The organism is Penaeicola halotolerans (genome assembly GCF_016464625.1).
Taxonomy (GTDB): domain Bacteria; phylum Bacteroidota; class Bacteroidia; order Cytophagales; family Cyclobacteriaceae; genus Penaeicola; species Penaeicola halotolerans.
Genome location: NZ_JAEAGO010000004.1, coordinates 92,461 through 117,278, shown reverse-complemented (window position 1 = coordinate 117,278; position 24,818 = coordinate 92,461). Strand labels below are relative to the sequence as shown.

The 24,818-nt window shown below is 39.9% G+C and carries 26 protein-coding genes; 11 read left to right on the top strand and 15 right to left on the bottom strand.

What is annotated here, in order from left to right; genetic code table 11:
• Window positions 1-26 precede the first annotated feature (26 nt).
• From I5349_RS11280 to frr, 3 genes are all read left to right on the top strand, one after another.
• The gene (locus I5349_RS11280; RefSeq protein WP_226390875.1) at window positions 27-521 is read left to right on the top strand and encodes an acyl-CoA carboxylase biotin carboxyl carrier protein subunit; all 495 of its coding nucleotides are present in this window, start codon (window positions 27-29) and stop codon (window positions 519-521) included.
• A gap of 98 nt (window positions 522-619) precedes the next feature.
• Window positions 620-1,333, top strand: a complete 714-nt coding sequence (gene pyrH, locus I5349_RS11275; RefSeq protein ID WP_226390874.1) for a UMP kinase — start codon at window positions 620-622, stop codon at window positions 1,331-1,333.
• Window positions 1,334-1,340: 7 nt separating this feature from the next.
• Window positions 1,341-1,901, top strand: a complete 561-nt coding sequence (gene frr, locus I5349_RS11270) for a ribosome recycling factor (protein ID WP_226390873.1) — start codon at window positions 1,341-1,343, stop codon at window positions 1,899-1,901.
• Window positions 1,902-1,955: 54 nt separating this feature from the next.
• On the opposite strand, the gene I5349_RS11265 is transcribed toward frr, so the two are convergent.
• From I5349_RS11265 to I5349_RS11245, 5 genes are all read right to left on the bottom strand, one after another.
• Window positions 1,956-4,592: a DUF5686 and carboxypeptidase regulatory-like domain-containing protein gene (locus I5349_RS11265; protein ID WP_226390872.1), complete on the bottom strand. Its 2,637-nt coding sequence runs from the start codon at window positions 4,590-4,592 to the stop codon at window positions 1,956-1,958.
• Window positions 4,593-4,718: 126 nt separating this feature from the next.
• Window positions 4,719-5,291, bottom strand: a complete 573-nt coding sequence (gene nadD, locus I5349_RS11260) for a nicotinate (nicotinamide) nucleotide adenylyltransferase (RefSeq protein ID WP_226390871.1) — start codon at window positions 5,289-5,291, stop codon at window positions 4,719-4,721.
• A gap of 3 nt (window positions 5,292-5,294) precedes the next feature.
• Complete coding sequence (gene gmk, locus I5349_RS11255; RefSeq protein ID WP_226390870.1) at window positions 5,295-5,873, bottom strand: guanylate kinase; 579 nt, start codon at window positions 5,871-5,873, stop codon at window positions 5,295-5,297.
• A gap of 10 nt (window positions 5,874-5,883) precedes the next feature.
• Complete coding sequence (locus I5349_RS11250) at window positions 5,884-6,150, bottom strand: anti-sigma factor (protein WP_226390869.1); 267 nt, start codon at window positions 6,148-6,150, stop codon at window positions 5,884-5,886.
• A gap of 23 nt (window positions 6,151-6,173) precedes the next feature.
• Window positions 6,174-6,755: a sigma-70 family RNA polymerase sigma factor gene (locus I5349_RS11245; RefSeq protein ID WP_226390868.1), complete on the bottom strand. Its 582-nt coding sequence runs from the start codon at window positions 6,753-6,755 to the stop codon at window positions 6,174-6,176.
• Between the two features lie 114 nt (window positions 6,756-6,869).
• On the opposite strand from I5349_RS11245, the gene I5349_RS11240 reads away from it, so the two are divergent.
• The 4 genes from I5349_RS11240 (at window position 6,870) to murA (ending at window position 12,160) form a co-directional block, all read left to right on the top strand.
• Complete coding sequence (locus tag I5349_RS11240) at window positions 6,870-7,745, top strand: lysophospholipid acyltransferase family protein (protein WP_317194250.1); 876 nt, start codon at window positions 6,870-6,872, stop codon at window positions 7,743-7,745.
• A 123-nt stretch (window positions 7,746-7,868) separates the two neighbouring features.
• On the top strand, window positions 7,869-10,118 hold the full coding sequence (locus I5349_RS11235; RefSeq protein WP_226390866.1) for an ATP-dependent helicase: 2,250 nt from the start codon (window positions 7,869-7,871) through the stop codon (window positions 10,116-10,118).
• A 71-nt stretch (window positions 10,119-10,189) separates the two neighbouring features.
• Window positions 10,190-10,852, top strand: a complete 663-nt coding sequence (locus tag I5349_RS11230) for a DUF4290 domain-containing protein (RefSeq protein ID WP_226390865.1) — start codon at window positions 10,190-10,192, stop codon at window positions 10,850-10,852.
• Entirely contained in the window at window positions 10,853-12,160 is a 1,308-nt protein-coding gene (gene murA / locus I5349_RS11225; protein WP_226390864.1) for a UDP-N-acetylglucosamine 1-carboxyvinyltransferase, read from the top strand.
• Window positions 12,161-12,200: 40 nt separating this feature from the next.
• Here murA and I5349_RS11220 read toward each other — a convergent pair whose 3' ends face one another.
• Window positions 12,201-13,016, bottom strand: coding sequence for a hypothetical protein (locus I5349_RS11220; protein ID WP_226390863.1), 816 nt, complete (start codon window positions 13,014-13,016; stop codon window positions 12,201-12,203).
• A 172-nt stretch (window positions 13,017-13,188) separates the two neighbouring features.
• Here I5349_RS11220 and I5349_RS11215 point away from each other — a divergent pair, with 172 nt between their 5' ends.
• Entirely contained in the window at window positions 13,189-13,695 is a 507-nt protein-coding gene (locus I5349_RS11215) for a nuclear transport factor 2 family protein (RefSeq protein WP_226390862.1), read from the top strand.
• Between the two features lie 23 nt (window positions 13,696-13,718).
• On the opposite strand, the gene I5349_RS11210 is transcribed toward I5349_RS11215, so the two are convergent.
• Window positions 13,719-14,624 (bottom strand): DUF3078 domain-containing protein, encoded by a 906-nt coding sequence (locus I5349_RS11210; RefSeq protein WP_226390861.1) that lies wholly within the window; start codon window positions 14,622-14,624, stop codon window positions 13,719-13,721.
• A gap of 80 nt (window positions 14,625-14,704) precedes the next feature.
• On the bottom strand, window positions 14,705-15,691 hold the full coding sequence (locus I5349_RS11205) for an endonuclease/exonuclease/phosphatase family protein (RefSeq protein WP_226390860.1): 987 nt from the start codon (window positions 15,689-15,691) through the stop codon (window positions 14,705-14,707).
• A gap of 77 nt (window positions 15,692-15,768) precedes the next feature.
• Here I5349_RS11205 and I5349_RS11200 point away from each other — a divergent pair, with 77 nt between their 5' ends.
• Window positions 15,769-16,503: a nitroreductase family protein gene (locus tag I5349_RS11200; RefSeq protein WP_226390859.1), complete on the top strand. Its 735-nt coding sequence runs from the start codon at window positions 15,769-15,771 to the stop codon at window positions 16,501-16,503.
• Here the strand turns inward: I5349_RS11200 and I5349_RS11195 are convergent.
• Window positions 16,500-17,762: a replication-associated recombination protein A gene (locus I5349_RS11195; protein WP_226390858.1), complete on the bottom strand. Its 1,263-nt coding sequence runs from the start codon at window positions 17,760-17,762 to the stop codon at window positions 16,500-16,502. The genes I5349_RS11200 and I5349_RS11195 overlap by 4 nt on opposite strands.
• Before the next feature lie 124 nt (window positions 17,763-17,886).
• Between I5349_RS11195 and I5349_RS11190 the strand changes: the two genes are divergently transcribed.
• Both I5349_RS11190 and I5349_RS11185 read left to right on the top strand, forming a co-directional pair.
• Window positions 17,887-18,762, top strand: coding sequence for a DMT family transporter (locus I5349_RS11190; protein WP_226390857.1), 876 nt, complete (start codon window positions 17,887-17,889; stop codon window positions 18,760-18,762).
• 42 nt (window positions 18,763-18,804) lie between these two features.
• Window positions 18,805-19,377: a TetR/AcrR family transcriptional regulator gene (locus I5349_RS11185; protein WP_226390856.1), complete on the top strand. Its 573-nt coding sequence runs from the start codon at window positions 18,805-18,807 to the stop codon at window positions 19,375-19,377.
• A 98-nt stretch (window positions 19,378-19,475) separates the two neighbouring features.
• Here I5349_RS11185 and I5349_RS11180 read toward each other — a convergent pair whose 3' ends face one another.
• From I5349_RS11180 to lpdA, 6 genes are all read right to left on the bottom strand, one after another.
• Window positions 19,476-20,489 (bottom strand): threonine aldolase family protein, encoded by a 1,014-nt coding sequence (locus tag I5349_RS11180; RefSeq protein WP_226391091.1) that lies wholly within the window; start codon window positions 20,487-20,489, stop codon window positions 19,476-19,478.
• Between the two features lies 1 nt (window position 20,490).
• Window positions 20,491-21,435, bottom strand: coding sequence for a glycerophosphodiester phosphodiesterase family protein (locus tag I5349_RS11175; RefSeq protein ID WP_226390855.1), 945 nt, complete (start codon window positions 21,433-21,435; stop codon window positions 20,491-20,493).
• On the bottom strand, window positions 21,432-21,884 hold the full coding sequence (locus I5349_RS11170; protein WP_226390854.1) for a DUF2721 domain-containing protein: 453 nt from the start codon (window positions 21,882-21,884) through the stop codon (window positions 21,432-21,434). The genes I5349_RS11175 and I5349_RS11170 overlap by 4 nt, the downstream gene beginning before the upstream one ends.
• Window positions 21,885-21,960: 76 nt before the next feature.
• Complete coding sequence (locus I5349_RS11165) at window positions 21,961-22,791, bottom strand: anti-sigma factor (RefSeq protein ID WP_226390853.1); 831 nt, start codon at window positions 22,789-22,791, stop codon at window positions 21,961-21,963.
• Entirely contained in the window at window positions 22,784-23,320 is a 537-nt protein-coding gene (locus I5349_RS11160; protein WP_226391090.1) for an RNA polymerase sigma factor, read from the bottom strand. Before I5349_RS11160 ends, I5349_RS11165 begins: the two co-directional genes overlap by 8 nt.
• A gap of 32 nt (window positions 23,321-23,352) precedes the next feature.
• Window positions 23,353-24,747: a dihydrolipoyl dehydrogenase gene (lpdA, locus tag I5349_RS11155; RefSeq protein WP_226390852.1), complete on the bottom strand. Its 1,395-nt coding sequence runs from the start codon at window positions 24,745-24,747 to the stop codon at window positions 23,353-23,355.
• Between the last annotated feature and the right edge of the window lie 71 nt (window positions 24,748-24,818).

Here is a 24,818-nt window from a genome sequence, read left to right as displayed (position 1 = left end):
ATTTAAGCCGTCAAATTATAAAACAAATGTACGCAGTATCTACTCCTACTTCTAAATATGAAATCACCTCTGAAAAAGAAGTGATCACCGTTGATAATGAAATTTTCGACTGGGATGTCCAAAAGATCTCAGATAACGAGTTTCATATCATCAAAAATCATCAGTCTTACCGATGTGAGTTGATCGCTGTAGAAGCCGAAGAAAAAAAAGTGATCTTAAAGATCAATAACAAGGTAGCTGAATTCAAGGTGAAAGACAAATTTGACCTACTGCTAGAAAAGTTAGGCATGTCTTCACTAGCTAGCACTCAACTGAAAGATATCAAAGCACCAATGCCTGGCTTGATCTTAGATATAAAAGTTAAAGTGGGTGATGAAGTCAAAAAAGGAGAGCCTATCCTCATCCTCGAAGCGATGAAGATGGAAAACCTCTTAAAGTCGCCTGGTGATGGCACTATCTCTGCTATCAAAGTCAAAAAAGGGGATAGTGTAGAGAAAAACCAAGTGATGATTCTCTTCTAGTCTGACTTTAATTTTACACTTGTAGCCATTATATTTGTCAAATTTTGAAAATCAGAACTTGTACCTAAATACCACCGAGAGGTAAGAAATAATAAACGATGAAATACAAAAGGATTCTACTCAAATTAAGTGGAGAGGCCCTCATGGGGGATAACAGCTACGGTATCGACCCACAAAGACTCGATCAGTACGCGCAAGAAATCAAAAGGGCTCATGACTTAGGGATAGAGATCGCCATCGTGATTGGTGGAGGTAATATCTTTAGAGGAGTACAAGCCGAAAAAGTAGGGATCGACAGGGTACAAGGTGATTACATGGGCATGCTCGCTACAGTGATCAATGCCATGGCGCTTCAAAGCGCCCTAGAAAAAAATAACATGTACACTCGACTGATGTCTGGATTCAAAATCGAATCAGTCTGTGAGCCATTCATCAGAAGAAGAGCTGTTAGACACCTCGAAAAAGGCAGGATCGTCATCTTCGGAGCGGGTATTGGTAATCCTTATTTCACGACTGACTCTACAGCCAGTTTACGTGCTATCGAGATAGAAGCAGATGTAGTTCTTAAAGGTACTAGAGTAGATGGTGTCTACACTGCTGATCCAGAGAAAGACCCAAAGGCTACCAGATACAATACGCTTTCATTTCAAGAGGCTTATGAGAAAAACTTGAATATCATGGACATGACAGCTTTTACACTCTGCCAAGAAAACAATCTTCCCATCATCGTTTTTGATATGAATAAAACTGGGAACTTAGAAAAACTAGTCAAAGGAGAAGAAGTAGGGACCTTAATCACTGCTAAAAACTAACATTTCAATGGAAGAGATCAAATTATACCTAGATGAAGCTAAGGAGCTGATGGAAAAAGCCATCAGTCATACAAATGCTGAGCTACTCAAAATCAGAGCTGGAAAAGCCATGCCTAATATGTTGGACGGTATAGAAGTAAACTACTACGGTGCCCCAACACCAATACAACAAGTGGCCAGTATCACGACTCCAGATGCCAGGACACTCACTATCAAGCCTTGGGAAAAGGGGCTCATCGGTGAGATAGAAAAAGCCATCATCAACTCTGATCTAGGACTAAACCCTCAAAATAATGGGGAACAAGTGATTTTATCCATTCCACCTCCTACTGAGGAGCGTAGAAAAAACCTCGTAAAGCAAGTAAAAAACGAGTGTGAAAATGGTAAAATCAGTGTTAGAAACATCAGAAAAGATACTAACGAATCACTGAGAAAACTACTCAAAGAAGGTGCCTCTGAAGATGATATAAAGAGAGCTGAAGATAAAGTTCAGAAACTAACAGATGAGCACATCTCTAAAGTAGATGATCTCTTCAATAAGAAAGAACAAGAAATCATGACAGTATGATCAATAAAAAGGAGGCTAATTCAAAATTAGCCTCCTTTTTATCACCCTTAAAATTTAATCTTCCCCAATAGAAATATTGATAAAGGTGGCAATACCTATCCTCAAGCCAACTTCCTGATATTTCCAATCTTGAAATGAAGCGGCAACCTCCACTCTAAACAGCCTGAAAATATTATCAACCGAATAGCCTACTTCTGCATAATCCGGTAGATTTTGAGTCTTTAAGTAATTAAAGAAGATATTTTCTCTCAAACCAGAAAATCTAATCTCAGGCAATTGTGTAAAGAGGAATTTCCTAAACTGATAATGTGTATGCCCTGCAAAATAATTATCTGTAGTGCTGTACTGGTAGTAGTCTAACAACCTAAAAGCTCCTGCTGGACGAAGGCTGCTCAAGATCGTTCTATTTCCATCAAAATGCTTGAAATCCATGAAGTAAACCGACTGATCATTTAGAAAAGTACCAGCCCTCAATTCGAAGTCTAGCTTGCCACTAATGCCAAATTGAAAGTTATGACTTAACCCTAACTCGATATGATCATAATTGACTTCACTATTCGCTACTCCGTTGATCCCTTTTCTGTACATCAGTAGTAGTTCAGGAGATCTATCATATATCGGAGTCTTCACACCATTATTGATTCGATATCTGACCAGTGGTCTATATGACATCGTTCCTTGAAAGACTAGCGCATTATGTGGATCAAAACTAGTATCTAATAGTTCTAAGTTAGCAGGTGCGTTTGGTGTGAATTCTCTATCATCTCTATAAAAGAAGCTGTAGTCATTAGTGTTAAAAAGCTCCTGCCTGTACGCATATTCTAGATTAGCAGTAAACTTAAATCGATCACTGACTACATACCTAAAGTCTGCCTGCGCATAAGTCTTCTCATATAGCTTCATGAAGTTTTGTCTGAAAACCAAAGTGCTCAGCGTATTGATATGTGGATGAATTGGCTCTATCACACTGTTATATTGAGACACAAACCTTCCTCCTTCTAAACTAAGCCTCTTGCTATTCCTATTGCTTCTTCCACCAAAGCGGTATATCAATTCTCCTTTTCCATAAAAATCATCACTGCTAAAGCCATATCGAGCAGTTGGCTTAAACTCAATGCTTTTTCTCAAGCTATCAAATGTCTGAATATACCTCATCGAATAGTTGACATTCAAGCCCTCTACTGTATTGAAGTATATCTGTGCAAATGTCGGATTGATTATCAGCCTTTTACCAGGACCAAGCGTGTAAGAACCTCCAAATAGGATTTCTTGCGGCTTAAACTTCCTTTTGGGCAGTACTCCAGCAGAGTCTTTTCCACTTAGCTCCACCTTTTCTATCACGGCTAGACTATCATCTCTTTGGTAACCTTTTAGCTCCTTTTCTGTCAAAGGCACAGGTCGCTGGGAAGCCCAATAAGCAGAATCTCTCTTAGCAGCTAATGAGTCAATCTTAAAACTCCTCTCACTCACTACGAGCGGCTCATCTCTAGACCTAAGTTGCTCTTTTTCATACTCATTGATCATTTTTCTAAACTGCTTCCTCGTCATTTGATCGGGATTGGACAAGGTATCCATAGACATAGCACTGACTGTAGGAGTAGCTGCCTTCACCTCTTCAGGCACTTCCTCTATTTTTTCATCTATGATGGTCGCTTGCTGAGCGATTAGGTCCTGATTGAGCTGTACTTTGTACTCCTTGCTAGAGGCTAAGTATTTATATTCCCCCGCAAAACCGAGAATCTTACCAGAGAACTTATACTGATGCGTGATAGGCATCCAGAGATCCTTTTCTACGGGAGCATAGTTTTGCTGTGCTTCTATCTGAAACCCTAAAAAGCTAGTCTTTAAGTCTAGGCTATGGATCGCCCAAAGATCCTCAATGATATAAATGTAGCCTTCGAATACTTGCTCTCCTCTACTGCGTGGAGTCACTTTGATACGGTTGATCTCTACACCATTTTCTCTAAAACTCCCTTCATAACCAAATCTGTAATAAGCAAAAGCTGCACTTGAAAGAGGCGAAATGGATTCCGCTATTTTATCATTATAAAATGAGTTGTTGATAAAGCTATTAGGGCTGATATTTTCATTTCCCTCGCCTGAAGTCCTCACGGAGATCACACGCTCATCATAAGTATTTGGTTGGGTAAACTTGACGACACTGATAGATTCTGTCGTATATGCTTCATCTAGATTAAGTCCTTCCTCCTTCAATTTATTTTTAAGAAAAAAAGGTGCATTGGTTAGCTGCCCTGTGCCCTTGATATAGACTTTCATTTCATAACTATCATATTGGAGCAAGTGAAATTTCCGCTTTGCTATCGCCTTCCTCATGATCGTATAAGCAGGATCTTCTCTTCTACTTTTGACCTCTACCTCGCGCAATACAAAGGTCTGTTCTTTCAATACAAAGTTTTGATTGATCCAATCATCCGCAACTTGAATAGGCATAGTAGCGGTCTGATAACCGATATATTGTACGACCACATTGTACTGCCCTGGCTTTAGTTTGATCTCATATTTGCCTGATTGATTAGCAGAAGCCCCATCCTTGAGTTCTACGATATAGATAGAAGCAAAAGCAAGTGTATCTCCTTTATCTGAGATGACTGTCCCACGGATACCTTGACCAAGTGCACTAGAAAAAGTAAAAAATAGAATGCCTATGGCAGTAAAAATAAATACCCTCATAAATAACGAGTTTATAGTAAGATGCAAAAAGAGTGAAATAGGTTGCCTTGAAAGTAAAACTAACAACGAAATATCAATAAAAGAAGTTAAAAAATGTTAGAAAAAGACCTTGATCAGGCTCAATAATTACCAATAAAGCTTCTTATCCTCGATGTAAGCAATCACTGACTCTTGAAGCAGGTATTTAACAGATTTCTGAGATTGAATCATCTGTCGAATATAAGTCGCTGATATATCCATCATTGGTGCCTCCACCCAATGTATCTGAGGGTGATTTTCAAATTGATGATCTTTATTTTCCGGCCTTGGATAGATGTAGAGTTCGTGTTGCGCTAAGATTTGCTCATGATTTTTCCACTTATGAAAATGTGAAAGGTTATCACTTCCCATGATAAGCGAAAAGTGATGCTGAGGATGCTTATCTACCAAATAAGCTAATGTATCTACCGTATAGCTGGGTTTTGGCATGTGAAATTCTACATCTGTTGCTTTGAAGTGAAAATTATCTTCAATAGCCAACTCTACCATTTTGAGTCTATCAAATTCGTGTAGAAGTGATTTACTACTTTTGAAGGGGTTCTGGGGGGAAACTACAAACCAGATTTCATCTAAATCACTCAAAGATATCATCGCTTCTGCGATCGCTAAATGACCGATATGGATAGGATTGAACGAACCAAAAAATAACCCTACTTTCACTGTTCAGCCCTTTTGGATGAAATCATCAATCAACTGTTCTGCTTTGAGAAGTGACTGACTGAGGTCTTCATTGAGTAGTGTAGTATCAAATTTATCCTCAAAGGTCATCTCAAACTTAGCTTTATAAAGCCTCTTTGAAAGGCTATCTTCAGATTCTGTATTTCTATCTCGAAGTCTTTCTTTGAGGACTTCTTCACTAGGAACTTTGACAAAAATTGCCAATGCATCATCACCAAAGTACTTTTTAAGATTTACACCTCCCTTGACATCTACATCGAATAGTACTGCTTTACCTTGATCCCATATTCTCTGCACCTCTGCCTTCAACGTACCATAAAAATTCCCTTCATAGACTTCTTCCCACTCTACAAAGGCGTCTTCATTGATCTTTTGTTTGAATTCGTCTATTGATAAAAAGTAATAGTCTTTTCCATTTTCTTCAGAGCGACCTCTTTTGTCCCGAGTACATGCGGAGATAGAGAATCCGAATTTATCAGGATGCGCTTGAAGTAGATGTTTTACGATAGTAGTTTTACCCGAACCAGATGGTGCGGAAAATATAATGGCTTTTCCTTTATTCATGAAGTGCTTCTTATGCCTTGGCGATGATTTCTCTGATATTACTCAGCAGATCTTTGGGTACTTCTTTGTTGGTACATTTGCTCTTCATCACTTCCCTGATCGTTTTTTCTAAGTGATAGTACTCAAAACATGGTAAGCACTTCTCTAACTTAGACTCGAGCTGTGCGCACTGATCGTCATCTGCCTGCCCATCTAGGATCATCTCCAAAAGCTGCATACAAGCTGCCTTATCTCCACAGGTCAACTTCTTCTCTCCGTTTGTAGGTTCTTTTTCCATAACAGTCTTAATCTCTATCTTTATTAATTGTCATACCCCATGGACTGTGCATAGGAGCGTAACTTGTCTTTCAGTAAATTCCTAGCTCTATGAAGTCTTGATCTTACCGTACCTATCGGTATATCTAGGATCTTAGCCATCTCCTCATACGTAAATCCTTCTAGATCACACAGTATGATCACCGTCCTAAAATCAACAGCAAGTGAGTTCAGTGCATTAGAGATCTCATCTCCAAGCATATCTTTTACAGTATCGACTCTCAGATCTGATGTTCCTTTAAAATCAACATCATCAGAGTTATAGTAAGTCTCTACTTCTTGGTAGTCAACCTTTGCAGGTTGTTTACTCTTTTTTCTGAAATCGTTTATAAAGCTGTTTTTCAGTATGCGGAACAACCACGCTTTGGCGTTAGTTCCTTGTTGAAAGGAGTTGATAAACCTAAAAGCCTTCAAATAAGTCTCTTGCACCAAATCTTTGGCCTCGTCTTCATCAAATGTCAGACGATAAGCAAAATTGTACATAGCATCTATATGAGGCATAAACTCCTCATCAAACACCTGAGCGGCTTCTTGCTCGCTATATTCTTGTCTTGGATTATCTGACATAAGTTCAAAAATAATAAATCCCTTATAATTATCGATAGATGGGTGAAAATACTCACCTATTTATATTTATTTTGAAGCTTCAAAAACGAAAAAACACGAAGAGAAGTTTCTCTTATACATAACGTCACCAAGGCCTACATGTTTTTTATCAGAATAGTCTCTTTATTACCATTTTTCTTACTCTATTTGATAGCCGATCTTTTGGCTTTCATCGCTAGTGATGTGATCCGCTACAGGAGCAAAATTGTCTATAAAAATTTGAAAAAAGCTTTCCCTGAAAAGTCAGAAGTGGAAATTAAAAAAATCAAAAGAGATTTTTATCGAAACTTCATGGATACTATCGTAGAGACACTGAAGCTGGCCAGTATCTCTTCAGCAGAACTCGATAAAAGAATCAAATTTGAAGATGCGCACTTAATGACAGACCTTATAGGGCAAGGTCAATCGGTGGTATTGACTACTTCTCATCTGGGTAATTGGGAGTGGCAGCTTACAGGCTTCACCGCTAACGTCAGCCCTCATGCAGATGGCATTTACATGAGAGTTCGAAGTGATTTTTTTGACCAAGTGATGCGTAAACTACGAGGTAAATTTGGAGCCTATCTGATAGAGAAGCATGACCTCATGCGTGAACTCATCAAAAAGAAAAATATCCCAAGAGTGATTGCCTTAGTGGCCGATCAAAGACCCAAGAGAGCACAACTAGGCTATTGGACCACCTTGCTAAACCAAGACACGCAGATGTTTGAAGGAGCTGAGAAAATAGCCTACAAGTTTGACTATCCAGTATTTTACAGTCATATCAAAAGAGTGAAGAGAGGTCACTATGTCTGTAAAATAATACCATTAGCGGCACCACCATACGATCAAAAAAAACACGCGATCATTGATGCATTTGTTACCCATCTAGAAGCCAATATCCAAGAAAGCCCTTCTGACTGGCTTTGGTCTCACAAGCGCTGGAAGCACAGTAGGCCCGCAGAAGCTTGAGAGACTAGCAACTATGCGACTCCCCTCAGAAACAGGTGAATTCTAAGGATATTTTAATGCCAATTTGTATTATTAAACTTAATTTTGATCTTGAATCAAAAGAGGTAGAAAAGGAAAAAGCGAATGAATTATTTGAGTGAATTGAATGAACCCCAGAGGAGAGCGGTCACTACGACAGAAGGTCCGCTGATGATCATAGCAGGTGCGGGTTCAGGCAAAACAAGAGTACTCACCTCTCGTATCGCACACCTGATGCATGAGGAACAAGTAGATCCTTTTCACATACTAGCACTCACCTTCACCAATAAGGCTGCTAACGAAATGCGCCAACGAATCGAAAGAGTAGTCGGTGTAGAAGCTAGAAATCTATGGATGGGCACTTTCCACTCCGTATTCGCTAGAATCCTTCGTGCAGAAGCTGAAAAGATAGGTTACCCGAGCAATTTTACCATCTACGACACAGACGACTCTAAGTCTTTGATCAGAAGTGTGGTCAAAGAAATGGGCTTAGACGATAAAGTATATAAAGCCAATACAGTACTCAGCAGAATATCTGGCGCTAAAAATAGACTCATCGGTTGGCAAGAATATCAAAATGACCCTTTTATCAAAGCTGATGATGATGCAGCCATGAAGCCCAAGATGGGTGCTATCTATGAGACCTATCAGAAGCGTTGCTTCAAAGCAGGCGCTATGGATTTTGATGACTTGCTATTTAACACTAATGTTCTCTTTAGAGATTTCCCAGAGGTGCTTTACAAATATCAACAGCGCTTTCACTATGTCATGGTAGATGAGTTTCAAGACACCAACGTCTCTCAGTATCTCATCACTAAAAAGCTGGCTGCTGTCCGTAGAAATATCTGCGTAGTAGGAGATGACGCTCAAAGCATCTATGCTTTTAGAGGAGCTGACATCCAAAATATCCTCAATTTTGAAAAGGATTTCCCTGACTTGACTACAGTCAAGCTAGAGCAAAACTACAGATCATCAAAAAATATCGTCCAAGCTGCTAACTCTATCATTAGTAAAAACAAAGGCCAACTCAAAAAGAGTGTCTGGACAGCCAATGATGAAGGAGAACAAATAGAACTCATCAAAGCCGCTTCAGACAATGAAGAAGGTAGACTAGTAGCGACTACCATTTTTGAAGTAAAGAACAACCTCAAACTCAACAATAGTGATTTTGCAATCCTCTATCGAACAAACTCTCAGTCGAGAGCGATGGAAGAAGCCCTACGAAAAATGAACATTCACTATAAGATAGTGGGTGGACTATCTTTCTATCAAAGGAAAGAAATCAAGGATCTCCTAGCCTATCTACGCTATATCGTCAACCACAATGATGAAGAAGCATTCAAACGCATCATCAATTTTCCAAAAAGAGGCATTGGAGATAGTACAGTAGATAAAATCATCGTAGCAGCCTATGAACATGATATCAGTATCTGGGAAGTGATCAATAATTCTGATGCATTTCTAAGTGGTCGTGCGATCAATACTGTAGCGGACTTCACTACTTTGATCAAAAGCTTCAAAATAGAAGTAGAAAGAAAAGATGCCTTTGAAGCAGCTTCCACCGTAGCCAAAAATTCAGGCTTGCTCAAAGAACTCTACGATGATAAAACCATCGAGGGACTCAACCGATATGAAAACGTCCAAGAACTACTCAATGCCATCAAAGAATTTGTAGACAATCCAGAAAACGAGGACAAGTCCATGGGAGCTTTTCTTCAAGAGATCGCCCTACTCACGGATAGAGATCGAGATGACGATACGCAAGATGCCGTCACATTGATGACCATTCACTCAGCCAAAGGACTAGAATTCAAGCATGTATTTGTAGTAGGATTAGAAGAAGACCTATTTCCATCACAGATGATGATGAATAGCCGAGATGATTTAGAGGAGGAACGAAGACTTTTCTACGTAGCCTCTACGAGAGCTATGGAGAAGTTGTATTATACCTATGCGCTTACACGTTATAGATTTGGCAGGCTACTCAATTGCGAGCCGAGCAGGTTTCTAGAAGAAGTAGATCCTATGTGCATCAAAGTAAATAAACGCATCAGCACATCTGAGCCTGTAGGGAGTATGCACTATAAACGTGAAGGAAGTGCTTTCATTGGTCTCAAAACTCCAGTCAACCGTGTAAAACCACAAGCTGTCACGCATGTGCCTGATCCTAACTTTAAAGCCAGTGATACTTCTCATCTACAAGCTGGCCAGAGAGTCGAACATCCGAAATTTGGCTTCGGATCTGTAAATAATGTCGATACAGATGGCGCAAACCGAAAAGCAAGTATTAACTTTGAGAAATTTGGTGAGAAAACCCTATTGCTAAGTTTTGCCAAACTACGCATCATAGAATAAGTTAGCCCGCTGATAGTGATGTACTTAAATTTTTGCTAAATTGAGTACGTGTAGCTAAAAATCTATCAGCCATGGCAGATCATGTACAAAATAAACACAATCTAATTTTGAAAGAGTACGGAAGGAATATGCAGAAACTGGTAGACTATGTCTTGACAGTTCCTGAAAAAGAGAAGCGCACAGAGTATGCGTACACACTAGTGGAGCTCATGAAGCAGCTCAATCCACAATTAAAATCTGAAAACGATCAAAAACTTTGGGATGACCTTTTCATCATGTCTAATTTTTCACTTGATGTAGACAGTCCTTTTCCTATGCCTGAGAAAGAACTCCTTGGCAAAAAACCTCAACCTGTACCTTATTCGGAAGGCAGATTGAAGTTTAAGCACTATGGAAAAAATGTAGAGCTATTGATCCAAAAAGCTATAGAAATCGAAGACCTAGAAGAGCAAGAGCAGGCCATTATTTACATTGGAAGATTGATGAAAAGCTTCCATGCCACTTGGAACAGAGATAATTTTGATGAGAACGTGATCATCGAAAACATCAAAGAAATGACTGGCAACAAATTGAAAATCGACCTCAATAAGCTCATGAACAATGGACTCTTTGATGGCGGAATCAATCGTGCTAGAGAATTTAGCTCTCCTGAAAAAGAAAATAATAGACCCAAACAAAACAATAGAGGAAATAACAACAGAAGAAACAACAACTTTAAAAAGAGAAAGAACTAAATGTCTTCATTTCGTATCAAAGGCGGCACACAGCTAAAAGGAGAAATCATCCCACAAGGTGCCAAAAATGAAGCGCTGCAAGTAATCTGCGCTGTATTGCTGACTGACCAAGATGTCACTATCAACAAAATCCCCAACATCAGAGATGTCAATAAACTCATAGACTTGCTACAATCTATGGGCGTCAAAGTGACTAAAGCTGGCCCAGAAAGCTATACATTCAACGCAGCCAATGTCAATATGGACTATTTGGATTCTGAAGAATTCAATACTAAAGCTTCCTCTCTGAGAGGCTCCGTCATGATACTAGGTCCACTACTAGCTAGGTTTGGCAAAGGGAAACTTTCAAAACCAGGAGGGGACAAAATCGGTCGTAGAAGACTAGATACTCACTTTGCTGGTTTCCAAAAGCTTGGAGCTAAATTTAACTATGACAGCAAATCAGAAATCTATAACATAGATGGTTCTAAACTAGTAGGGTGCTACATGCTACTAGATGAAGCCTCTGTGACAGGCACAGCCAACATCATCATGGCAGCCGTCATGGCAGAAGGTAAGACGAGTATCTACAATGCTGCCTGCGAACCTTACATACAGCAACTCTGCCGTATGCTCATCGATATGGGGGCAAAAATCACTGGTGTGGGCTCTAACTTACTCCATATAGAAGGTGTCAAAAAACTTGGAGGCACAGTACACACCATGCTTCCTGATATGATCGAGATCGGCTCTTTTATCGGCTTAGCTGCTATGACACAATCTGAGATTACGATCAAAGATTGTAGAATTGACCAATTAGGCATCATCCCTGAGATCTTTCAAAGATTAGGAATTAAGATGGAGTTTAGAGGAGACGATATCTTCATCCCAGCACAGAAGAAATATGAAATCGAGACTTTCATAGATGGCTCAATTTTGACCATTGCTGATGCGATATGGCCTGGTTTTACACCTGATCTACTTAGCATTGTATTGGTAGTCGCTACTCAAGCTAAAGGTACTGTACTTGTCCATCAGAAAATGTTTGAGAGTAGACTCTTCTTTGTAGATAAGCTCATCGATATGGGTGCACAGATCATACTTTGTGATCCTCATAGAGCCACAGTCATCGGGCTTGATAGAAAATATCCACTAAGAGGAATCCGAATGACCTCTCCCGACATTCGTGCAGGCGTATCACTCTTGATCGCAGCCATGTCAGCTGAAGGCACTTCAGTAATAGACAATGTGGAGCAGATAGATAGAGGCTATCAATACATTGACCAAAGACTCAATGCACTAGGAGCAGATATCGTCAGAATAGACTAAAAATGAAAAAACCGGGTTTCCACTCGGTTTTTTTATGCTCTTAATCATCCTCTTGGATAGCCCTCAGCTTTTCCATCAAGTCTCTAAATTTCAAAATTCTTTTGGAAGGATAAAGTACGGCTGCTTTGACTAGCTGTCTGTAGCAGAGCTCATAAGACTCTTGGTTAAAAAGATAAACAGCGTCATTGTAATATTGTAAGCCAGCGAGTTGATGAATGCCTATCTCGTTATAAATTGACTTTCCATTCTCTGAATTAAGTAAGCTTCCCAATTCTATTTTTAGGTCTGTCTGAGCGACAGGAGCAGCTTCTTTGAAGCTTTGCAAAAATTTATCAACACTATTTTGATCTGAAATAAAGCCATGCAAAGGTTCTGTGCTCTCCAAAACAATCGTCTTCTCACCGATATCTAGTTTGATAAACACATGATAATCTGTCTCTACTACTTGATGTTCAAAACCATATCGATCTAGCAAAAGCCCAAGAACAGCACTTCCACTCACACAGTCATAAGTGCCTGAAGTCAGCACATCATTGAAAGTTGCATGTTTCTCATAGGTCTTCAATAGCTGCCTGTGACTCTGATAAAATATTTGCTGTACAAACCACTCTTGATAGTGTTTCTTCTTTGATTTCTTATCTAGTGTGTGAAGCAGCTTTTGCCATGATTGATTATTGAGTGAAGGCTCAGCATGTAGTGCAGTCATCAAGGCAAACACATCATCATCAGACTTAAATAGCCTTTCTTCATGCTCACTAGAAAAAGCTAAAGCACCAGCAGGCAATGCCACTACTTGCGCCATCACATTATTTGTGAGCGTACTAAGGAAGATAACACATATGATGAAGTATCGCATAGCGTGCTAAAAACATTACAGTAACATAAAGTTAACAATTAATTAACATAAAGAATATTATTAACGCCAAGTATTTAAAAAGTGTTTAATTAATAGAAAAAAGATTGTTTCTCAGATGATCAACACTGCACAAAATGAATTAACTTAATAATCGATCCAAACCTTATCAAAAATGAATAAAGCATACTACTACTCTTTGTTTCTAACACTACTTATTAGCTGTCAATCAAGTTCAAATGAAAATGATAACCTGCTCGAATCTCAAACTCAAAAGATTGCCATGACATTAGATAGTTGGCATGATGCTGCTGCGAGAGCAGATTTTGAGGCATATTTTGATTTGTTCGAAAGCGATAGTGCCATATTTATGGGCACTGATGCTACAGAACGCTGGACAGTGGCTGAATTCAAGCCTTGGAGCAAACCATTTTTTGATAGAGGAAGGGCTTGGAGCTTTACAGCTCACAGTAGATTTATCACATTAGCAGATGATGGCCATACTGCTTGGTTTGATGAAGCATTAGATACGCCCAATATGGGGCCTTGTAGAGGGTCAGGCGTGATGAAATTAACGAATAACGGCTGGAAAATAGCACATTATAACTTAAGCCTGACTGTGCCTAATGAGGCAATGGATGAAGTAAAAAAAGTAATAGATGGCTTATCCAATAGTCAATAAGCCATCTATCTAATGAAGTTCTATTATTTCTTATTTCCTATTTGATAGAGCAAGCCAACGGCTAAACCTTGAGAAAACTGAATTTTGTCATCTTGATCAAAATCGTAAATGCTGATACTAGAGAATGATACATTGATCCACTTAGTAACTTTTGCCGTGATGGTCAAATCCAACCTATGGTCAATTCTATCAAACTCTAACTCTTCATAATTGGCAAAAAGCATGTATCTAGACTTCAGATTAATGTTTTCAGTCAAGTTCTTATCCAAGCTAGCAAATAGTTGAAAGGCAAACCACTCATATCTGATACGCTCGCCAATCGGCACACCATAGTTATCAGGGACTGTGTTGAATAGTTCTAGATCATTGACCACTGTGATACGTGGAGAAAAAGGACCTATTCTGACATTAAAGCTTTGATTTGGCTTGTATTCAAAACCTAGAGAAGACGTGATAAACGCTGGAGCCAAAAAGCTAGAGATCAAAGTTCTTTGTTCAGCGCCATTTACATCTGTACTAAAATTATATCCCTTAGCTACTTGTGATATAAAGTTCAAAGAGAAAAATCCACCCCACTTATCTGTTAATTTATAACCTAGCTTAGAATCCAAGAAGAGCCTATCATTAGATTTTCGAGCATTTTGATCTTTGTTTTGGACGATTCCGTAGAGAAACTCAAATTCATTATCAAAACTTATTTTATCTTTTAGATAATTTGCCCTGGCATTTACAAGCGAACCGATAGCAATGGAGTTGACACCTCCACCAGCCCAGTTATCGCTAAAAGATGCTTGACTGAAGTTTAGTCCTAAATTGAATGCTTTTGTCCAATAGGTAGTATCCTTGGCTACACCCGTTGAGTCCGTTTGAGCAAAAGTACTGAAACAAACAAATGCAAAAGAAAGAGTGATTAGAAGTTTAGCTTTCATGGTGGTTTTAGTTTATTTAAATAAGGAAAATCTAAAATACATATGGATCTCGCTAGCCAGATAAATATCCACTACGAGAATCACTTATCTACACTATAAAATTCAGCTACTAATGGTAAATGATCGCTTAATTTTACCAATTCGGCAGCATTCAAGATACTTGGTGAAGTGATTGACCATTTGATCAGCTCTTTGGCCATATGCTGATTTGGTAGGATATGATCAATCCTTCTATTTGGCATAGAAGAAGGATGTGTGTAAACATCGGTACTCGCTAATGGATCTACTAGTGCTACTCCCTCAGGCCCAGAAAGCAACATTTTGATTTCCTCACTATCAGGCTCGCAGTTTAGATCCCCCATCAAAAGGAAGTTAGAAGTAGGATTTTCTCTCAAAAACCTTTCCATCTGACCTTTCAGAAAGGTGATTTGACCTTTTCGCATAGCGATATCACGCTCACTTCTGCCTGCCTTGAGATGTGCGCCAAAGAGTACGAAAGAGTAGTTGTCATTGACAAAAACATCCACTGCCCACATTCTTGTATTGATTTTATTTTGCGTTTCGGCTACGCCTGCATCAGTAGTGATCCCAGGTACTGGAGTAGTGACTTGTCCATATTGATAGAAGACCCCAAGAGGCACTTTACTCATGATGACTACATTTTGATACCAATCATTACTTTCTGCCGCTGCAAAAAACTTATACCCCATATCTGGAAGATTATCCTCAACCAACGCCTGTAAAAAAGCGACATTTTCAAATTCTTGAAGTACTACGATGTCCGCATTCGCAGTCTGTAGTGCTCTCAAAAGCAACTCTGGGCGACCATTCATCGCCTCTAGCGGCATATCTTCACGAGGGTGATCTATGTAGGGATTGTCTGTATAATCTACAAAATGCTCTACATTCCAAGTAAGTACTTTGAAATTGGTTTTACCACTCTCTTTGTAATCAAAAGGTTTGACGATTCCTTTTCTTTTAAAATCCTCCACAGCCTTCTGCGCGGAACTGATAAAGGGGCTGTAGAAGAAAAATAGAAATACAGTTAATCTTATGAGATTTGACATGGTTTTATAGATGATCTGTGTCTGCTTCAAAAAGTATCCCTAAATTTGATTTATAAATATAAGCAAAGCTTTTTCAAATGGATCAATCACAAGCAGAGATATTTACACAAATTTTATCTGAACGAAGATCAGTTAGGATTTTTGACGAGTCAACCCCGTACGATGAAGATGCCGTAAAGCGCAGTTTGCATGCTGCCACACTAGCACCCAATAGCAGTAATATGCAACTTTGGGAGTTTTATCGCGTCAAAAATCCTCAAATAAAAGCGCAACTAGCCGACTATTGTATGGGACAAAAGGCTGCTAAAACCGCCAGAGAATTGATTTTGGTCGTAGCCAGACGTGACCTTTGGAGAAAAAGAAAAGATGCCAACCTAGCACAAATCAGAAAAGTATACAAAGGGCGCACAGATAAAGCTGCTAAAAGAGCGGAAGCTTATTATAGTAGTTTAATTCCTAAATTTTATGTCAAAGATTATACTGGTCTCTTTAGCCTTGGTAAAAGAATTTTTGCCTGGTCTGTAGGGCTTTTTAGACCGATGCTTAGAGAAGTTGGAGATGTCAATGCGCGTATCAGTGTACACAAAAGTGCGGGCTTAGCAGCCATGACACTTATGTATGCCCTCAAATCAGAAGGTCTTGACTCTTGCCCGATGGAAGGGTTTGATAGTAAGCGCGTCAAGAAATTACTCAAACTTCCAGCTGGTGCTGAGATTAATATGATTATAGCTTGCGGTCCTGGTAAACCAGAAGGAATCTATAGTGAAAGGTTTAGAGTACCTGATGAAGAGGTGATTTTCACAATTGACTAATAACCGTACTTCTTTCCCCAAAGCTGCTGAAGACGTCTTCTCATTTCTTCCTCTCGAGGATTCTTCCCAGGATCGTAAAGTTTTTTACCTTTCAGTTTATCTGGCATAAACTCTTGATCTACGAAGTTTTGAGGGAAATCATGAGCATACTTGTAGCCTTTACCATAGTCCATATCCTTCATCAGCTTGGTAGGTGCGTTTCTCAAGTGTAATGGCACGGGTAAATCTCCCTCTTGACGTACGATCTGCTGAGCTTGGTTAATTCCCATATATGCTGCATTACTTTTAGCCGAACTTGCTAAATAGGTGACACACTGTGCGAGGATTATTCTGGACTCAGGATAACCAATGACATTGACCGCTTGAAAAGTATTATTGGCCATAACCAAAGCAGTGGGATTAGCATTTCCTATATCTTCCGAGGCTAAAATAAGCAGTCTTCTAGCGATAAATTTCAGGTCTTCTCCTCCTTCGATCATCCTCGCTAGCCAATAAAGCGCAGCATTAGGATCACTTCCTCTGATGGATTTGATGAAGGCTGAAATGATGTCATAATGCTGTTCTCCTGACTTATCATAGACAGAAACTCGCTGCTGTGCTACATTGATCACTAGTTCGTCAGTGATTTCTTCCTCAGATTCGCCAAGCGCATCTACCACCAGTTCAAATAAATTAAGCAACTTCCTAGCATCGCCACCTGACAGTTTCAAAAGTGCTCCATACTCTTTCAATGAAAACTTTTTAGACTGTAGCCAAGTGTCTTGCTTGGTGGCTTGTTTGATCAATTCCAAAAGCTTAGCTTCATCTAAAGCCTTCAGCGTGTAGACCTGACATCTACTTAGTAGCGCGGCATTGACTTCAAAAGATGGATTCTCCGTGGTAGCACCTATGAGCCTGATCGTGCCTTTTTCTACTGCTCCTAGAAGTGCGTCTTGTTGAGATTTACTAAAGCGATGGATCTCATCAATAAATAAAATCACTCCACGCTGAAATTTCGCCTTTTCGATCACCTCTCTCACCTCCTTGACACCAGAACTTATCGCACTTAAAGTGTAAAAGGGAGCTTTCACTTCATGAGCAATGACATTGGCAAAGGTCGTTTTACCCACTCCAGGAGGACCCCAGAATATCATCGAGGGAACATTGCCCGACTTAATGGCTTTTGCCAAAAAACCGTCCGGATGGGTCAAATGCTCCTGACCAATGATTTCATCTAGCTTGCTAGGACGGACGCGCTCTGCTAAGGGTGATTGATTCATGATCAAATTTGACGATTTTCTTCAAAAAATGAATGAAACAGACAAAAGAATCGAGTCATGACTTGTCAAAAATTAATCTGACGAAGCAGCATCTTTTCGGCTATCTAGCATGTAATTTCGCGAGATGAATAAAAGGCTCTGGGTACACTTGGCGCTCCTCTTGGTAGGAATTATATATGGTCTGAATTACGGGCTTGCCAAAATAGTCATGCCCACCTACATTGGAGCTTTCGGGTTTATCAATATGAGGGTACTTTCTGCCGCCTTGCTCTTTACTGTCCTTCACTTTTTTGTTAGCAAAGAGCGCATTTCGGATAGAAGAGATTACCTAAGACTATTTGGATTGGCTGCTATGGGAGTAGCTGCCAATCAACTACTTTTCTTCAAAGGCTTGAGCTTAACCTCTCCGATCCACGCCTCTTTGATCATGACTACACTACCGATCATCGTACTGCTGTTTTCTCTTTGGTTAAACAAAGAAAAACCGACAGGGTATAAAATAGGTGGAGTTCTCCTAGGGGCATCAGGGGCTATTTTACTCCTTTTAAGTGGGGAGATTGACTGGGGAAATGCCGTGTTTGCAGGAGATCTTATGATACTACTTAACGCTACCACTTACGGCTACTATTTGGTAAAGGTAAAGCCGCTCATGGCCAAGTATCAAGCGCTGACTGTGGTGAAGTGGGTGTTCTTATTTGGGGCTTTGCTGGTACTTCCTTTTGGCTGGTCTGAACTTCAAGCAGTATCGTGGTCTCAGCTTCCCGCTCAAATCTGGTGGATCATCGCTTTTGTGATTTTAGGAGTCACCTTTCTCACTTATTTATTAAACACTTGGGCCTTGAGCTACGTTAATTCAAGCGTAGTGGGCGTATATGCATACATACAACCCGTATTTGCTACGCTTATTGCTATTATTTTAAAACAAGATCAATTAGATTTACCCAAGATTTTATTTTCTCTTCTTATTTTTGCAGGTGTCTTTCTAGCAACAAAAAAGTGAAAGCTCCTTTCGAAACTAAATTAAACCTTTTTCAAATTAGGCATGAACGACAAGAAAAAAGAACTTCTAGACTTAGCTGAGGAACTCATTTTAACAAGAGGTTACAATGCATTTAGTTTTCAAGATCTTTCTGATAAAGTAGGTATCAAAAAAGCCAGTATCCACTATCATTTCCCAACTAAGGAAAAGCTAGGACTAGCTTTGATCAATCGCTACATGGAAGAGTTTAAAGACTGGACCAAAAAGCTAGATGACCAAAAAGAGAATGCCGCTGTCAAGATAGAAGGCTTCTTCCAAAACTATCAAAAAGCTGCAATGGGTGAAAAAAAGATAAGCCTTGGAGGTATACTAAGTGCTGAGTTCAATACCCTGTCAGAAGAAATGCAAGAATCACTCAAGCTTTACTTCAATGATAGGTATAAGTGGCTTGTAAAAACGATCAACGATGGTCAGTATGAAGGTTCACTTAGAGTCAGTGGAGCAGCTGAAGACAAAGCTTACATGCTTTTAGCAGCGCTTCAGGGAGCCCTTCAAATAGCAAGAGCTACTAAGAACAGGGAAATGTTTCTCCAAATCTCTAGAGAGCTGAAAAACCAATTAGTAAACGGGAAATAGATTGATTAATAAGCAAATAGAAAGACTACCAATTAGTAGATAAACAATAAAAGCGAATGGCTATCCATTCGCTTTTATTGTTTTAGATGGTAGCTACTCTAGATGGACTTGATGACGTCCTCAAATACCGAAATATGCGTTGAATCAATATCATGATGCGTAACAAACCTCACCTCATTTGGACCAAACTTCACCCCTAATACACCTTTCTCCTTTAGTAAAATTAAATACGCTTCTGGGGTAATTCCAGAGAGACTTGCTATAACAATATTAGTGGCAATAGGCATGACGTTAGAGACATATTTAGCCTTCTTAAGTATATCACCTATCTGCCTTGCATGGGCATGATCATCTTTGAGCCGATCAACCTGATGATCGAGTGCATAAATGCCTGCAGCAGCTAAAAATCCAGCTTGTCTCATGCCTCCACCTAACACTTTACGGATTCGCTTTGATCGCTTGATATCCTCCTTTGACCCTAGTAAAAGTGACCCCACCGGGCAACCCAATCCTTTGCTCAAACAAATAGATATCGTATCAAAAATAGCTCCATAAGCTTTAGGATCATCTCCTGTCTCTACTAAAGCATTGAAGAGTCGTGCGCCATCTAAGTGAAGTTTCATGCCGTTTTTCTCACAAACATCTTTGATCGCTTGTATTTCAGCCAACTGATAGATACTTCCTCCACCTTTATTCATCGTGTTCTCTAATGAAACCAAGACACTTGGACATGCATGCACATCATCCGGACTAATGGCAGCAGCGACACTCTCAGCAGTGATTTTTCCTTGTTCCCCTTCAAGTAGCTTGAGTGAAGCCATACTATTATAAGCGATACCTCCAGCCTCATAGAGATGAATATGTGAATATTTATGGCAGATCACCTCCGTCTGAGGCTGTGTGTGTAGCCTGATCGCTATTTGGTTGGTCATCGTCCCTGATGGACAAAATAGCGCTTCCTCCATTCCAAACATCTCCGCAGCCTTTTGCTCCAAAGCATTGACTGTGGGATCTTCTCCATAAACATCATCTCCAACAGAAGCAGACATCATGGCTTCTAGCATTCCTTTGCTCGGTTTAGTGACAGTGTCACTTCTCAAATCTATAATCATCTCATTTAGTCGATAATTCAAAAAACTTACTTTTACTGCTTTTTAGATTGAGTGACTGTATCACTTTAGCAGCCTCTATTGGCCTATCAGTTGCCAAAATATCAGCTCCTCTCGCTATAAATCCTTCATATAATTGATCTCCCCTTGCTTCTGCACTTTTATCTATGTTACCCAAAACACCCAGAATAGTAAAAATCCCCTTTTGATGCAGGAGTTCATTAAAAGCTTGAGGTCTTTCTGATGTTCCAGTAAAGGCAATTACTCTATCCAGTGCAATACCTGAAGATTCAAGTGCTTCCAGTTCTGCCTCATTGCGAACAGTGACTGAAAGCATTAAGGCAGGATTGAGATTATGCACCTTGATAGCATCAGCCAAACTGTAAGTAATCACAGCCGCATAAAGCTCAGCACCTGTTTCTTCTATAGCATTCACTACCAGTTCAAAGGGCACATTACGCTTCACATCTACTGTCAAAAGCGCTTTCCCCTTTGACCAAGTCAAAACCTCTTGTAAAGTGGGAGCTTGGAAATTGGTAAGCGTACCCTCATTATCCTTTAACTGAAGCGCTTTGATCTCTGCTAAAGTATGATCGAAAACACGCCCTGAGCCTGAAGTCGTCCTATCGAGCGTTCGATCATGCATCATAACGAGTAGACTATCTTTAGTCAGTTCCACATCACACTCGATGATCGCTGGTGTGTATCTAAGCACGTTTTCAAAAGTCTCTATGGCATTTTCTGGAAATCCTGGATAAGGTCCACCTCTATGAGCAGAAACCATCGGAAGTCTATCTTCCGTCCAAGTATAAAATTCTTTTAACTCCTCTTCAGAATTGATCTTAATGACATGATGACTATTCTGCTGATCGAGCTGTGTGCCTTGTTTGGTTGCACAAGAGAGAGAAAATAGAACTAAAAGGAGTAAGATATTTTTAAGTGTTCTCATTTATTTTTAGTGAATTTAAAATCTGTCCATGTACCTGAATTAGAAAATTCCTCCATATCACTCAGCTCTACATTTAGTGCCCGTGTGGATATTTGTATCTCTATCAGCGAGATCCCTAGAGAAATCAATAGCGTCACCATACTGCCTATGAAAACGAATCGTGCAGGATATTGAAGTCCATTAAATAGTAGCAACATACAGACTACACAAAGTAGAAAACTTGCCACTCCAAATGCCTGCATGTATTTGATCATGCTCAGTCTTGTTCTAAGATTTTTGATCTGACTAGTCACTTGACTTTTGATCTTAGGCTGTTCTCCGAGCTCTATATACTTTTTATGCAAGCCCCTAATCAAATTGGCAATAGCCAAAAAACGATTCGTAAAAGCTAGCATCAAAAGTGTAATGGCTGGAAATAAAAGTGCGGGAGTTGAGAGTTCTAATTCCATGCCTTGAAGATAATGTATAAATGAAAAAATTCCTGCCACTTTCGCGACAGGAATTCAAATATCAAATCAAGTTTGACTATACAGTTCCTAGAACCACCATCTGATCTAGTGTAGGACCTACACTACCACCTTTAGGCTCTATGGTGATAGCAAAGGCATCTGCTCTGTCTATAGACTTCATCTTTTGAAGTGCATCTGGAGAGAGTGAGCTCAAGAGCCCCATATCTACCGGCTGCCCATCTACGAGTGCCCATAGTTGATAGTCTTTTTCAGCATCTAACTGCGCTAGTGAGTTGACTCCTACAAAGACTTCAGATTCCTTTTCATTCCAGAAGACTGCTACTCTAGCTTCAGGCTGGATATCCAAACCTGCTAGATCGATCTTTTGAAAATCCGAACTCAAAGCAATGTTGAAATTGTCTGAAAGCTGTTCCAACTTTGTTTGATTGACCTGTAGCTCCTCTGCCAGCACTGAACGCTCATTGAGCAGGGCTACATACCTACTGTCTACATCCGAAAACATCGCTGCATAATATACAGCTGCTGCGGAAGCAAGGATAGCGATACCTGTAGTAACAGCTGCAATCCTTTGCCAATAACTCACCGAGGACATGCTGACTACTTTTGCTTCTTTTGGAGTTGAGGTAGTGTTAGTCTGTCTTGGTTCGCTTACTGAATCATTAGCCCCATAGAGAGTCGAGAAGATCCTGTCTTCGATCTTTTTAGATGGCTTTATGGCTAGAGTTTTGTCAAACTCCTCCATAGCCAGCTCGATCTGTCTGATCTCTTCTTTGATCTCAGGGTACTTTGCGGCCATGCTGAGCACCTCTTGCTGCTCTGCACTACTAAGCTCTCCTAATACATAGAGCTCTAGTATGCCTGACGATATGTACTCTTCTTTATTCAATTTCGCCTAGTTTTTTTCGTAATACAATTAAAGCTGCCCTTAATCGGGATTTGACAGTCCCCAGAGGGATTCCAAACTCTTCTGCAACTTCACTATGCGTGTAGCCTTGGAAGTATATCTGATCAATGATAAACCTTTGTTCTTCATTCAAAACATATAAGGTTTCCTTTAATCCGATGAAATCTACTTCAGACTCAATCTGATTGTCAGCTTCGATTTTATATACGAAGTCATCTATCGTATTGGTCTTACCAGCTTTTGAAAATTCCTTAGATCGCGTTTTATCTATCGCACTATTTCGACAGATATTGGCCATCCAAGTATACAGGCGCCCTTTTGAGGGATCATAGCTCTCTGATTTTTGACAAATCTTTACGAATGCATCATGAAATACTTCCTCTGCTAAGTCAGTATCTGTGATGATTCTACCAATGACACCGAGTAATGCTCCCGAGTACTTTTTGTATAAGTATTCGACAGCACCCCGTTCATTGGCTTGGAGCCTCGAGACTAATTCATCTTCTTCTATAAGCTTTTCCAAGCGTTTTCTTTTATGGTTGATTATAAGTGTATCACTTCATCATAAGCAGCCGCTGTAGCTTCCATCACAGCTTCTGACATCGTTGGGTGTGGGTGAATAGCCTTTAAGATCTCATGTGCAGTAGTTTCCAACTTTCTAGCAGTCACGATCTCAGCGATCATTTCTGTGACATTGGCTCCTATCATATGCGCACCAAGAAGTTCTCCATACTTGGCATCATAGATCACCTTCACAAATCCGTCTTTAGCACCAGCTGCACTTGCCTTACCTGATGCTGAGAAAGGAAATTTACCCACTTTTATTTCATATCCTGCTTCTTTCGCAGCTTTTTCTGTATAACCTACAGATGAAATCTCAGGACTGCAATATGTACAGCCTGGGATATTATTATAGTCAATAGGCTCTGGGTGATGACCTGCTATCTTTTCTACACAAGTAATCCCCTCTGCTGAAGCTACGTGAGCAAGCGCTGGACCTTTTACGATATCACCGATAGCATAGTAGCCTGGCATATTCGTCTGATAGTAGTCATCTACCACGACCTTACCTTTTTCTACCAAGATACCAACATCTTCAAGTCCGATACCTTCTACATTGGTAGATACCCCTACCGCAGATAGTACAATATCACAATTGATCGTCTCCTCACCTTTTTTAGTTTTCACAGTTACTTTGCAGCCACTGCCTTTAGTGTCTATGCCAGTGACCTCTGCATTGGTCATGATATTGATACCAGACTTTTTGTATGAGCGCTCTAGCTGCTTAGATACTTCCTCATCTTCTACTGGCACTATACGGTCTAGGTACTCTACGATCGTCACATCTGTGCCTATAGAATTGTAGAAGTAAGCAAACTCAACACCTATCGCACCAGATCCTACGATCACCATGCTCTTAGGCTGCTTCTCGAGGGTCATCGCTTTTCTATAGCCGATGATTTTCTTATCGTCTATTTTCATATGAGGCAACTCTCTAGCACGTCCGCCAGTCGCGATGATGATGTGATCTGCTGAGTAAGTAGTTTTCTCTCCTTTATCAGAGGTCACTTCTACTTTCTTTCCAGCCTTTACTTTAGCCTCTCCAGCGATGTGATCTATTTTATTTTTCTTAAATAAAAATTGGATGCCTTTACTCATGCCTCCTGCTACTTCTCTGCTTCTTTTGACCATACCGGCAAAATCCGCATTCGCTTCTTTGACATCGATACCATAGTCCTTAGCATGGTTGATGTATTCAAAAACTTGTGCACTCTTCAATAAAGCTTTGGTAGGAATACAACCCCAGTTGAGACATACACCACCTAGCTCGGCTTTCTCCACTACTCCTACTTTCATACCCAACTGAGAAGCTCTGATAGCTGCCACATAACCACCCGGACCAGCTCCTATTACAAGGACATCATATTTCGCTGACATATCTATTCTTTAATTTATAAGTAATTTAACCTTTGCAAATTTAATTTTTTCTAGGTCAGAAAAAAATTTGA

Bases quoted from the DNA above. Each gene is read 5' to 3' on its own strand.
- murA (WP_226390864.1), top strand. From the start codon at position 10,853: ATGTCTTCATTTCGTATCAAAGGCGGCACACAGCTAAAAGGAGAAATC.
- I5349_RS11185 (WP_226390856.1), top strand. From the start codon at position 18,805: ATGAACGACAAGAAAAAAGAACTTCTAGACTTAGCTGAGGAACTCATT.
- I5349_RS11175 (WP_226390855.1), bottom strand. From the start codon at position 21,435: ATGAGAACACTTAAAAATATCTTACTCCTTTTAGTTCTATTTTCTCTC.
- I5349_RS11250 (WP_226390869.1), bottom strand. From the start codon at position 6,150: ATGGAAAAAGAACCTACAAACGGAGAGAAGAAGTTGACCTGTGGAGAT.
- I5349_RS11215 (WP_226390862.1), top strand. From the start codon at position 13,189: ATGAATAAAGCATACTACTACTCTTTGTTTCTAACACTACTTATTAGC.
- I5349_RS11235 (WP_226390866.1), top strand. From the start codon at position 7,869: ATGAATTATTTGAGTGAATTGAATGAACCCCAGAGGAGAGCGGTCACT.
- I5349_RS11195 (WP_226390858.1), bottom strand. From the start codon at position 17,762: ATGAATCAATCACCCTTAGCAGAGCGCGTCCGTCCTAGCAAGCTAGAT.
- I5349_RS11180 (WP_226391091.1), bottom strand. From the start codon at position 20,489: ATGATTATAGATTTGAGAAGTGACACTGTCACTAAACCGAGCAAAGGA.
- I5349_RS11210 (WP_226390861.1), bottom strand. From the start codon at position 14,624: ATGAAAGCTAAACTTCTAATCACTCTTTCTTTTGCATTTGTTTGTTTC.
- I5349_RS11190 (WP_226390857.1), top strand. From the start codon at position 17,887: ATGAATAAAAGGCTCTGGGTACACTTGGCGCTCCTCTTGGTAGGAATT.
- frr (WP_226390873.1), top strand. From the start codon at position 1,341: ATGGAAGAGATCAAATTATACCTAGATGAAGCTAAGGAGCTGATGGAA.
- pyrH (WP_226390874.1), top strand. From the start codon at position 620: ATGAAATACAAAAGGATTCTACTCAAATTAAGTGGAGAGGCCCTCATG.
- I5349_RS11245 (WP_226390868.1), bottom strand. From the start codon at position 6,755: ATGTCAGATAATCCAAGACAAGAATATAGCGAGCAAGAAGCCGCTCAG.
- I5349_RS11205 (WP_226390860.1), bottom strand. From the start codon at position 15,691: ATGTCAAATCTCATAAGATTAACTGTATTTCTATTTTTCTTCTACAGC.
- gmk (WP_226390870.1), bottom strand. From the start codon at position 5,873: ATGAATAAAGGAAAAGCCATTATATTTTCCGCACCATCTGGTTCGGGT.
- I5349_RS11265 (WP_226390872.1), bottom strand. From the start codon at position 4,592: ATGAGGGTATTTATTTTTACTGCCATAGGCATTCTATTTTTTACTTTT.
- I5349_RS11280 (WP_226390875.1), top strand. From the start codon at position 27: ATGTACGCAGTATCTACTCCTACTTCTAAATATGAAATCACCTCTGAA.
- I5349_RS11230 (WP_226390865.1), top strand. From the start codon at position 10,190: ATGGCAGATCATGTACAAAATAAACACAATCTAATTTTGAAAGAGTAC.
- lpdA (WP_226390852.1), bottom strand. From the start codon at position 24,747: ATGTCAGCGAAATATGATGTCCTTGTAATAGGAGCTGGTCCGGGTGGT.
- I5349_RS11200 (WP_226390859.1), top strand. From the start codon at position 15,769: ATGGATCAATCACAAGCAGAGATATTTACACAAATTTTATCTGAACGA.
- I5349_RS11220 (WP_226390863.1), bottom strand. From the start codon at position 13,016: ATGCGATACTTCATCATATGTGTTATCTTCCTTAGTACGCTCACAAAT.
- I5349_RS11170 (WP_226390854.1), bottom strand. From the start codon at position 21,884: ATGGAATTAGAACTCTCAACTCCCGCACTTTTATTTCCAGCCATTACA.